This is a genomic window from Roseiarcus sp., from assembly GCF_052145395.1.
GTDB lineage: Bacteria > Pseudomonadota > Alphaproteobacteria > Rhizobiales > Beijerinckiaceae > Roseiarcus.
The window spans coordinates 1-9,992 of sequence record NZ_JBKQOT010000383.1; the positions used below are offsets into that span (position 1 = coordinate 1).

Genomic DNA, 9,992 nt, shown 5'->3' on the forward strand with positions numbered 1-9,992 from the left:
CTCGCTCGGCGCGTCGACCGACTGGAGCTGGACCTGCTTGATCAGCACGCCGGCGCGATAGCTGTTCAGCACCTCCTGCATCCGCTTCTGCACGTCGGCCTCGACCGCGGCGCGGTCGGTGGTGAGAATGCCGTCGATCGTCTTCAGGCCGACCACCTCGCGCATGACGCTCTCGGCCACCGCCTTCACCGTGGAATCGGGTCGATAGACGTTGAACACGAAGTCCTCGGGGTGCGCCGGATCGATCTGCCAGGCCACCCGGAAATGCACATCGACAATGTTCTTGTCGCCGGTGAGCATCTGGCTCTCCTCCGGCACATCGGCGTTTGAGAGACTCCGGTACCCGACCTCGGTAATCTGCTGATCCCAGACCGGGACCTTGGTCACCGATCCGATCGGCCAGGGCCAGTTGGTGTTGAGGCCGGCCGCGGTTTTGCCGGTATATTTGCCGAACACGAGGTTGATGCCGACCTCGTTGGGCTGGACGGTGTAGAACGTGCCCCAGGCGAACCAGACGAGGATCGCCGCCAGTACGACGAACAGGATCGTGCGCGCTTTGAAGCCGCCGGCCGGCTGTCCGGCGCCGCCGGACCCGCCCGGGGCGAGGCGGCCGAGCGCCTCCTGGACGCGGCGGACGATTTCCTCGAGATCGCCGGTCGGCGGGCCCGACGGCCCCTGTCCCCATGGGCCGCGCCCGGGCGAGCGCCACGGTCCGCCGCCTTGATTGTTCCAGGACATCCGATCCTCTCGCTGTCCGACCGCCTCGCCGGACTGGCGCTTATATAGGCCGGACTGGCGCTTATATAGGGAAGTCCCGCGGCGCGGCAACGGAGACCGCCCTCGGTCGACCCTACTCCTGGGCCGTGGTTTCGCCTTCCTGATCGAGCGGCTTCCTGCCCGACCCGCGCGCCGATAACGGCGTTACCCGCAACGCAGCGATGCGGTTACGCTGTTTGCGCAGCACCTCGAATCGGAAGCCATGGAAGGAATAGGTCTGTCGCGGCTCGGGGATCGCGCGCGCCTCGTGGATGACGAGCCCGGCGACTGTGGCCGCTTCCTCGTCGGGCAGGCTCCAGTCCATCATCCGGTTGAGATCGCGGATCGTGACCCCTCCATCGACGACAACCGAGCCGTCGCGCTGCTTGCGCACGCCCTGCAAGGCTTCGTCGTGCTCGTCCCGGATGTCGCCGACGATCTCCTCGATGATGTCCTCAAGCGTGACGAGGCCCTGCACGACGCCGTATTCGTCGACGACCAGGGCTGAATGCGTCTTGCGGCGCAGGAAGGCCTGCAACTGGTCGCGCAGCGTCGTCGATTCGGGCACGAACCACGGATCGAGCGCAATATCTGCGATCCTCACCTTGCTGGCGTCGCCGCCGGTCGCGACCAGCGCGCGCAAAAGGTCCTTGGCGTGCAGGATCCCGATGATGTTGTCGGGGTCGCCGCGCCACAGCGGCAGGCGCGTATAGGGCGATTCGATCGCCTCGCGCACCACTTCGTCGGGAGGCAGGTCGGCGTCGATCAGCCGCATCTTGGTCCGGTGCACCATGACGTCGGCCACCGGCACCTCGGAGAGTTCGAGCAGGCCGCCGAACATGTCGCGCTCGCTGCGCTCGACCTCGCCCTCGCGATGGAGGATGTCGACCGCGCCCATCAGCTCCTCGTGGCCCGACACGCCGGCGTCGGCGTCGGTCAGCGACAGGCCGGAGAGGCGTAGCACGAACCGGACCACCGCCTCGACCGCGAACACGATCGGGCTGAAAACCGTGACGAAAAACAGGACCAGCGGCGCGATCGCGAGCGAGAAGCGGTCGGGATAGGCGATGGCGATCGTCTTGGGCATGACCTCGCCGAACACGACAATCAGCGCGGTCATGATCACCGTCGCCGCCCACACGCCATGGTCGCCGTAAAGGTCGAGCATGACGCTGGTGGCGATCGCAGACGACCCGATGGTGACGATCTGTCCGCCGAGCAGCATCGAGCTGATCAGCCGTCCGCGCATGCCGATAAGCCGCGTGACCAGCGCGGCGCGCGCATCGCCCGACATCTCGAGGGCGTGCATGCGCGCCCGTGATGCGGCCGTCAGCGCCGTCTCCGCGCCGGCGAAGAAGGCCGCCAAGGCGATGCTGACGACGATGACGACGATGTCGAGCGAGATCGGCATGGCGACGTTCTAGCATGAAGGCCTGCCCCTTGCGTGCGACAGGCGTGCGACGGAAACCGGGCGCTCAGCCCCGCGGGAGCATGAGATCCTGCTTGAGAAAGGCCACAACGCTCCCCTCGTCGACGTTGCGGGCGACGAAGCTCTCGCCGATTCCCCTCACGAGAACGAAGGTCAGCCGGCCGCGTTCGACCTTCTTGTCCTGCCGCATGGCGGCCAGGATCGCCTCGGCGTCCGTCTCAAGTCCGGGAATGTCGCGGATGTGGGTCGGCAGGCCGGCGGCTTTGAGGTGCGCCTCGACCCGCGACGCGTCCTGGCCCGGGCAGAGCCCGAGCCGGCGGGAGAAGCGGAAGGCCGAGGCCATGCCGACGGCGACCCCTTCGCCATGGACGAGACGGGCGGAATCGTAATGGGTCAGGCTTTCGAAGGCGTGACCGAACGTATGTCCGAGGTTCAGCAGCGCTCGTTCGCCCTGCTCGGTCTCGTCGGCGACGACGACGCGCGCCTTGGCCGCGCAGCTCGTCGCGATCGCCTCGGCCCGCGCCGGGCCGCCGGAAAAGACCTCCCGCCAGCGGGCCTCGAGGAAATCGAAAAAGTTCCGGTCGCCGATCAGGCCGTACTTGACCACCTCGGCGTAGCCGGCGCGGAACTCGCGCGCGCTCAAGGTCTCGAGCGCGCCCGAGTCCGCCAGAACAAGCGAGGGCTGGTGGAAAGCGCCGACGAGATTCTTGCCGTGCGGCGAATTGATCCCGGTTTTGCCGCCGACGCTGGAATCGACCTGGGAGAGCAGCGTCGTCGGAATCTGGACAAACCGGACGCCTCGGCGCAGCGAGGCGGCGCAGAAGCCGGCAAGATCGCCGATGACCCCGCCCCCGAGAGCGACCACGACGTCGCGCCGCTCGATGCGCGCCGCGATGAGCGCGTCCGACACGCGGGCGAACTCCGCGTAGGACTTCGTTGATTCTCCCGGCGGGCAGACGATCGACGTTGAGCCGAGGCCGGCGCGCGCCAGGCTCGCGGTCGCGCGTTCGAGGTAGAGCGGCGCGACGTTGGCGTCGGTCACGATTGCGCATTTCGCGCCGGGCGCGATTTTGGCGATCTCCGGACCGGCCTCGTCGATCACGCCGGCACCGATGTGGATCGTGTAAGCGCGCGCGCCGAGCGGGACTTCGACGCGGCGCCGGTCGCCGGCCGGCGGCTCCTCCGAGCCGCACAAGGTCTCGGCGAGCCGGCGAAGCGTCAGGTCGACGACCGATTCATGCGGCCCCTCGCGCGACTCGATCGTGAGGTCGGCGAGCGCGTAAATCGGAGCGCGCTCCGACAGAAGCCGGCGCAGGGTCTCCTCAGGGTCGGCGGTCTGCAGCAGCGGCCGGTTGGATTTCTTGCGCACGCGCGCGAGCAGCACTTCGATGTCCGGCTTGAGCCAGATGGACACGCCGCGGGCGGCGATCGCCTCGCGGGTCGAGGCATTCATGTAGGCGCCGCCGCCGGTCGCCAGCACCTGTGGTCCGCTGTTGAGCAGCCGTGCTATCACCCTGCGCTCTCCCTCGCGGAAATACGCCTCGCCAAATCGCTCGAAAATCTCGGAAATCGAAAGCTGCGCGCCGGCCTCGATCTCCGCATCGGCGTCGACGAAAGGCAGCCCGAGCTTCGCGGCGAGGCGCTTGCCGACCGACGTCTTGCCCGCTCCCATCATCCCGACCAGCACCAACGACCGCCCGCCAAGCGCGGCCGCGACGCGCCGGACGTCGACCGGCTGACCCTGAACCATGACCGCTCGACCTCGCGAATATCCGTTTGAGGGCGGTCCCTTACAGGAAACGCAGGCAAAGCGCGACAGGCGGCGCGACGCTCGGCTGTCGGCGGTTTTGTCGCACTTCGGATTGGCTTGCGCGGCGGGACGGTTCTTGCGAGCATGTCAGGAAGACGACAAGTGCGCGACAGGCGCGTTAAGCGGCGCCGCGAGATCGCAAGGGCTTGCGCGTCCGAAGGAAAATCCCGCGGCGCATATGCCGCGAGCGCCGCGCAAGGGAGCTTGATTTTGACTGCTGTCCAACACGAGCACCGCGTTCCCGGTCCTCGTCTCATCGCCATCGTCGGGCCATTCCAGAGCGGGAAAACCAGCCTCCTCGAGGGGATACTGGCGCGCGGCGGGGCGTTGGCGCGGCAGGGCACAGTCCGGGAAGGGACCAGCGTCGGCGATTCGAGCTCGGAGGCGCGCAGCCACGCCATGAGCGTCGAGCCGAACGTCGCCAGCGTCGACTACATGGGCGATCGGCTGACCTTCTTCGACTGCCCCGGATCGATCGAGTTCATCCACGACATGCATCCGGCGCTGCCGGTGTGCGACGCCGCCGTCGTCGTGTGCGAGGCCGACCCGCGCAAGATCCCCGCGCTTCAGGTCATTCTCCGCGAACTCGAGGAGCTCGGCCTGCCGCGCATCCTGTTCCTCAACAAGATCGACCAGGGGAGCGGCGGCCTGCGCGAGACGCTCGAACTCCTTCAGCCAGCCTCGCGCACGCCGCTGCTCCTGCGCCAGATTCCCGTGTGGGAGAATGGGGTTGCGACCGGCTTCGTCGATCTCGCGCTCGAGCGCGCCTTCGTCTACCGCGAATCCGCGCCCTCGGAAGTGATCGAGATGCCAGCCGGCGTGGTCCAGGAAGAGAAGCACGCGCGCTATTCGATGCTCGAAAAGCTCGCCGACTATGACGATGCGCTGATGGAGCAACTCCTCAGCGACCTCGACCCGCCCAAGGACCTTGTGTTCGACGATCTGGCGCGCGAACTGCGCGAGGGCCACGTCGTTCCGGTGCTGATGGGCTCGGCGACCGAGGGCCACGGCGTCACGCGCCTGCTCAAGGCGGTGCGTCACGAAGCGCCTGCGATCGGCCATACCCGCAAGCGCCTCGGCATCGACGATTCCGGTCCGGCGCTCGCGCAGGTCATCCGCACCGTTCACACCGCGCACGGGGGCAAGCTGTCGCTGTCGCGCGTGCTGCGCGGCGCCTTCGCCGACGGCGCGACGGTGATCAATTCGCGCGGGGTGGAGGAGCGCATCGGCGGACTCGCCCGCATGACCGGCGCAAGCTCCGCCAAGGTGGCCCGCGCCGAGGAGGGCGACACAGTCGCCTTCGCCCGGCTCGAGGACCTCGCCACCGGCGACCGGTTCGCCGAAGGCAAGGTCGCCCCGGCCGCCGCCGAGCTGCCGCCGCCTCCCCCGCCGACCCAGGCCTTCGCCCTCAAGGTCAAGGACCGCAAGGACGAGGTTCGGCTCGCGGCGGCTTTCGCCAAGCTGTGCGAGGAAGATCCAGCTTTATCCTTCGTTCAGGACGCGGAAATGTCCGAGATGAAGCTCTACGGCCAGGGCGAGATGCATCTTCGGGTGACGACCGAGCGACTCGCCGACCGTTTCGGGGTGACGATCCACACCCACAAGCCGACCGTGGCCTACCGCGAGACGATTCGCGACGCGGTCACAGTCCGCGGAAGGCACAAGAAGCAGTCGGGCGGGCATGGCCAGTTCGGCGACGTCGTGGTCGAGGTCGGGCCGCGTGGGCGCGGCGAGGGTTTCGCCTTCGCCGAGCGGGTGCACGGCGGCGCAGTGCCCCGGCAGTACTTCTCCTCCGTCGAGGCAGGCGCCAAAGACGCCATGGCGCGGGGACCGCTCGGCTTCCCGGTCGTCGACGTCTCGGTCACGCTGACTGACGGCTCCTACCACACGGTCGATTCGTCGGATATGGCGTTCCGCGCCGCCGGGCGCATTGCGCTCGATGAGGCGCTCGCCAAGGCGCGTCCGGTGCTGCTCGAGCCGATCCTGTCGGTGACGATCTACGTGCCCTCGGACGCCCTCGCCCGCGCCAGCGCCTTGGTCAGCTCACGGCGCGGCCAGATCCTCGGCTTCGAGCCCCGCGAGGGCTGGAAGGGCTGGGAAGCCTTGCGCGCCCTCATCCCGGAAGCGGAGATCGGCGACCTCATCATTGAATTGCGCTCGGCGACTTCGGGCGTCGGGGCGTTCGAGACCAAGTTCGACCATCTCGCGGAGCTTTCCGGCAAGGCGGCCGACCACGTCGTCGAGATGCGCCGCAACGCGAACGCGAACACCAACGGATGAGACGCCGCGCGCCGGAAACTCAGTCCTTTTCGCTGCTGTACAGGCGCGCGGCCATCGCATAAAGGGGGGCGGGCGATCAGCCCTATCTCGCGCCCTTCTTCGGAGAGGACCTCGATGGCCGACGCCACTTTCGACCGAAGCCGCTTGGCGACCGTGTTCGGCGGCTCCGGCTTCCTCGGCCGGCACATCGTCCGCGCCCTGGTGCGAAGGGGCTGGCGGGTGCGCGTCGCGGTGCGGCGGCCGGATCTCGCCTTTTTCCTGCAGCCGATCGGCGGGGTCGGGCAGATCGAGTCGGTCCAGGCGAACCTGCGCTACCCCGCCTCGATCGCGTCCGCGCTTGAAGGCGCTGAGATGGCGGTCAATGCGACCGGCATCAAGGCCGAGAGCGGCGCGCAGACCTATCGCGCCGTGCATGTCGACGGGGCGGCTGCGCTCGCGCGCGCGGCCAAGGCCGCTGGGGTAGAGACCTTCGCCCTAGTCTCTGGAATCGGGGCCGATCCGAAGTCCTGGTCTGCTTATGTCGCCAGCAAGGGGCTCGGCGAGGAGGTCACGCTGGCCGAATTTCCGGCCGCGACAGTCCTGAGGCCTTCGGTCGTTTTCGGCCCGGAGGACGACTTCTTCAACCGCTTCGGCGCGCTTTCCCGCTTCCTTCCGGTCATTCCGCTGTTCGCAGGCGGCGGCACGCGGCTCCAGCCCGTTTACGTCGGAGACGTCGCGCGCGCAGCCGCGGCCGCGTTGGCCGGCGAGACGAATCCGGGAACGATCTATGAGCTCGGCGGACCGCAGGTGATGACGCTTCGCCAGGCCGCGGAACTGGCGCTGCGCACGGTCGAGCGACGCCGGCTGCTGATCGGCCTGCCGAAAACGCCCTCCTACTTCATCGCCTCGACGACGAGTTTCGCAAGCAAGGTCACGCTCGGCAGGTTCCCGAAGCTGCTGACGGCGCACCGCGACCAGATCGATCTTCTCGCGTTCGACAACGTCGTGTCCGAGAAGGCGGAGGCGGAGGGGCGCGTGCTCCGAGGCCTCGGCATCGCGCCGCAGGCTGTCGACGCGATCATTCCCTCCTACCTTGTGCGTTTTCGCAAGACGGGTCAGTATGAGGCTCAACGATCGGCTTGAACCGGCGTGTTCTCCCTCGGGAGGAGCGGCGTCGCAGACGTGCAACGTTGGTTCCGTATTGATGTCAAAAGACGAATTGCGGCATGCCGGGCCCGTCGGTTTCGTTGGGCGATTTCCAATTGGGGACGTTCAGTGATCAAGTCAGAACTCGTGCAGCGGATGGCCGCACGAAATCCGCATCTCTATCAACGCGACATCGAGAACATCATCGACGCGATCCTCGGCGAAATCGGGGACGCGCTGGCGCGCGGCGAGCGTGTCGAGTTGCGCGGCTTCGGCGCCTTCTCGACTAAGCAGCGACAGGCGCGCACGGGCCGAAATCCGCGGACCGGCGACAAGGTGCCCGTGACCGAGAAGCTCGCGCCGTTCTTCAAGACCGGCAAGGAGATGCGCGAGCGGCTCAATCGCATTCCAGTCGAGCAAGAGTAGGATGACGCATCTGAACGATCGGCGCCGCGGGACGACGGAGCGGCGAAGCGTGCCATGACTCGCTTTCTTCGACTTCTCATCATCGCGATCGTCGCGATTGTCCTGCTGCTGTTCGTTTTCGCCAATCGACAATGGGCGACGGTGTCGTTCGATCCGTTCGGCTCGGTCGAAAACGCCGCTTTCGCGATTGAAGCGCCGATGTTCGCGGTGGTGATCGTTGCGGCCATGCTCGGCGTCATCGCCGGCGCGGCTGCGACCTGGGTGTCTCAGGGCCGCCATCGCCGCGCGGCCCGCCAGAGCCGCGCCGAGGCCGCCCGTTGGCGCGCCGAGGCCCAGAACCTGAAGGCGGCCCAGCCGGCTCCGCCCTCGCTGCCCCGTTGATAGGGGCGCGCATGCGCGTTTTCTCGTCCGACGACCTCGACAGGACGCTCGATTTTCCCACGCTGATCGTCGAACTCGCCGAGGCGATGCGCGGCGGCTTCATCGCGCCGCACCGCCATCATCACCCCATCGGGCGCGCGGGCGAGCCGCAGGCCACGCATCTCCTGATGCCCGCCTGGACCGAGAGCGCCTCGCGCGCGGGCCTCTATCTCGGGGTCAAGGTCGTCAATGTTTTTCCGGGCAATGCCGCCCGCGCCCTGCCGACGGTCACCGGTCTCTATGTCCTGCAGTCGGGCCGGACGGGCGAGACGCTTGCGGCGATCGACGGGACACGCCTCACACATTGGCGGACAGCGGCCGCCTCGGCGCTTGCGGCGCGCCATCTGACGCGTGCGGACAGCAAGCGCCTGCTCATCGTCGGCGCCGGCGCGCTCGCGCCGTTCATGGCGCGCGCCCACGCGAGCGTGCGGCGCTACAATGAGGTCGCGGTCTGGAACCATCGTCCGGAAGGCGCGCGGCGGCTCGCGATGAGCCTCGCTGACGCCGGCCTCAACGCCAAGCCGACCGAGGACCTTGAAGCCGCCGTCTCGGAGGCCGACGTCATCTCCTGCGCGACGCTTGCGACCGAGCCGCTGATCGCCGGCCAGTGGCTGAGGCCCGGACAGCATCTCGACCTCGTCGGCGCGTTCAACGTGTCCATGCGCGAGGCCGACGACGAGGCGCTTCGCCGCGCCCACATTTTCATCGACACCGACGCGGCGTTGACCGAAGGGGGCGACGTGGCGGCCGGCATACTCGGCGGCGTCATCGATCGCTCGGCGGTGATCGCAAACCTCCCAGCCCTCTGTCGCGGCGCGCCTGGCCGGCGGACGCCCGACGAGATCACGCTCTTCAAGTCGGTCGGCGCGGCGATCGAGGACCTCGCGGCCGCGATCCTGGTCTGGCGGAAGTCGGGCGGCGCGGAGCCCTGAGCGGCGCCGTCAGCCGCAGATCCGTCGCTTGGCGTCGAGATATTCGCGTTCGAATCGCGCAACGACCTCGGCGACCGGATGCACGGCCTTGACCGCGCCGATGCCCTGCCCGCTGCCCCAGATGTCGCGCCAGACCTTTGCGTTCGACGCGCCGCCCGAGCCGAAATTCGTCGCCTTCGCGTCGCCGCTCGGCAGATTGTCGGGATCGAGCCCGGCCCCGACGATTGAAGGGCGCAGATAGTTGCCGAAAATGCCGGTGAACAGGCTCGAGCCGACGATGTCGGACGCGTCGCCGTCGACAATCGCCTGCTTGTAGGCGTCAATCGCGCGAGCCTCTTGCGTGGCGATGAAAGCCGAGCCGATATAGGCGAGGTCCGCGCCCATCGCCTGGGCGGCAAGAACCGCGCGCCCGGTGGCGATCGCGCCCGACAGCAGAAGCGGCCCGTCGAACCATTCACGAATGTCGTGGATCAGCGCGAAGGGGGAGATCGAACCGGCGTGCCCGCCGGCTCCGGCCGCCACGGCGATGAGGCCGTCGGCCCCCTTCTCAACCGCCTTGCGGGCAAAGCGGTCGTTGACGATGTCGTGCAGCGTGATCCCACCGTAACCGTGCACCGTCCGATTGAGGTCCTCGCGCGCGCCGAGCGAGGTGATGACGATCGGCGCCTTCCACTTGACGGTCAGCTCCAGGTCCTGCTCGAGCCGAGCGTTCGACTTGTGAACGATCTGGTTGACGGCGAAGGGCGCCGCCGGGCGGTCGGGATGGGCCCTGTCGTGTGCGGCGAGCGCCTCAGTGATCTCATGCAGCCATTCG

Annotated in this window: 9 protein-coding genes; 5 read left to right on the forward strand and 4 right to left on the reverse strand. The window is 68.0% G+C overall.

Annotated elements, in window-relative coordinates; translation table 11 throughout:
* From hflK to aroB, 3 genes are all read right to left on the reverse strand, one after another.
* On the reverse strand, window positions 1-738 hold a 738-nt coding region (gene hflK / locus ACLP25_RS12800), incomplete at its 3' end, for a protease modulator HflK (RefSeq protein WP_442469573.1).
* A 112-nt stretch (window positions 739-850) separates the two neighbouring features.
* The gene (locus ACLP25_RS12805; protein WP_442469574.1) at window positions 851-2,167 is read right to left on the reverse strand and encodes an HlyC/CorC family transporter; all 1,317 of its coding nucleotides are present in this window, start codon (window positions 2,165-2,167) and stop codon (window positions 851-853) included.
* A 64-nt stretch (window positions 2,168-2,231) separates the two neighbouring features.
* Window positions 2,232-3,935 carry a 3-dehydroquinate synthase gene (gene aroB, locus ACLP25_RS12810; RefSeq protein WP_442469575.1) on the reverse strand — a complete coding sequence of 568 codons (1,704 nt, stop codon included), beginning with the start codon at window positions 3,933-3,935 and terminating at the stop codon, window positions 2,232-2,234.
* Window positions 3,936-4,079: 144 nt separating this feature from the next.
* Between aroB and ACLP25_RS12815 the strand changes: the two genes are divergently transcribed.
* From ACLP25_RS12815 to ACLP25_RS12835, 5 genes are all read left to right on the forward strand, one after another.
* Window positions 4,080-6,275 (forward strand): elongation factor G, encoded by a 2,196-nt coding sequence (locus ACLP25_RS12815; protein ID WP_442469576.1) that lies wholly within the window; start codon window positions 4,080-4,082, stop codon window positions 6,273-6,275.
* Between the two features lie 114 nt (window positions 6,276-6,389).
* Complete coding sequence (locus ACLP25_RS12820) at window positions 6,390-7,397, forward strand: complex I NDUFA9 subunit family protein (protein ID WP_442469577.1); 1,008 nt, start codon at window positions 6,390-6,392, stop codon at window positions 7,395-7,397.
* A gap of 132 nt (window positions 7,398-7,529) precedes the next feature.
* The gene (locus tag ACLP25_RS12825) at window positions 7,530-7,826 is read left to right on the forward strand and encodes an integration host factor subunit beta (RefSeq protein ID WP_442469578.1); all 297 of its coding nucleotides are present in this window, start codon (window positions 7,530-7,532) and stop codon (window positions 7,824-7,826) included.
* 54 nt (window positions 7,827-7,880) lie between these two features.
* Window positions 7,881-8,207: a lipopolysaccharide assembly protein LapA domain-containing protein gene (locus ACLP25_RS12830; RefSeq protein WP_442469579.1), complete on the forward strand. Its 327-nt coding sequence runs from the start codon at window positions 7,881-7,883 to the stop codon at window positions 8,205-8,207.
* A gap of 11 nt (window positions 8,208-8,218) precedes the next feature.
* Window positions 8,219-9,178: an ornithine cyclodeaminase family protein gene (locus tag ACLP25_RS12835; protein ID WP_442469580.1), complete on the forward strand. Its 960-nt coding sequence runs from the start codon at window positions 8,219-8,221 to the stop codon at window positions 9,176-9,178.
* Between the two features lie 9 nt (window positions 9,179-9,187).
* On the opposite strand, the gene ACLP25_RS12840 is transcribed toward ACLP25_RS12835, so the two are convergent.
* On the reverse strand, window positions 9,188-9,992 hold an 805-nt coding region (locus tag ACLP25_RS12840; RefSeq protein ID WP_442469581.1), incomplete at its 5' end, for an NAD(P)H-dependent flavin oxidoreductase.

What these genes read in the sequence shown, in the direction of transcription:
- ACLP25_RS12805 (WP_442469574.1), bottom strand. Translation starts at nt 2,167, where the DNA reads ATGCCGATCTCGCTCGACATCGTCGTCATCGTCGTCAGCATCGCCTTG.
- ACLP25_RS12835 (WP_442469580.1), top strand. Translation starts at nt 8,219, where the DNA reads ATGCGCGTTTTCTCGTCCGACGACCTCGACAGGACGCTCGATTTTCCC.
- ACLP25_RS12820 (WP_442469577.1), top strand. Translation starts at nt 6,390, where the DNA reads ATGGCCGACGCCACTTTCGACCGAAGCCGCTTGGCGACCGTGTTCGGC.
- aroB (WP_442469575.1), bottom strand. Translation starts at nt 3,935, where the DNA reads ATGGTTCAGGGTCAGCCGGTCGACGTCCGGCGCGTCGCGGCCGCGCTT.
- ACLP25_RS12815 (WP_442469576.1), top strand. Translation starts at nt 4,080, where the DNA reads ATGTCAGGAAGACGACAAGTGCGCGACAGGCGCGTTAAGCGGCGCCGC.
- ACLP25_RS12830 (WP_442469579.1), top strand. Translation starts at nt 7,881, where the DNA reads ATGACTCGCTTTCTTCGACTTCTCATCATCGCGATCGTCGCGATTGTC.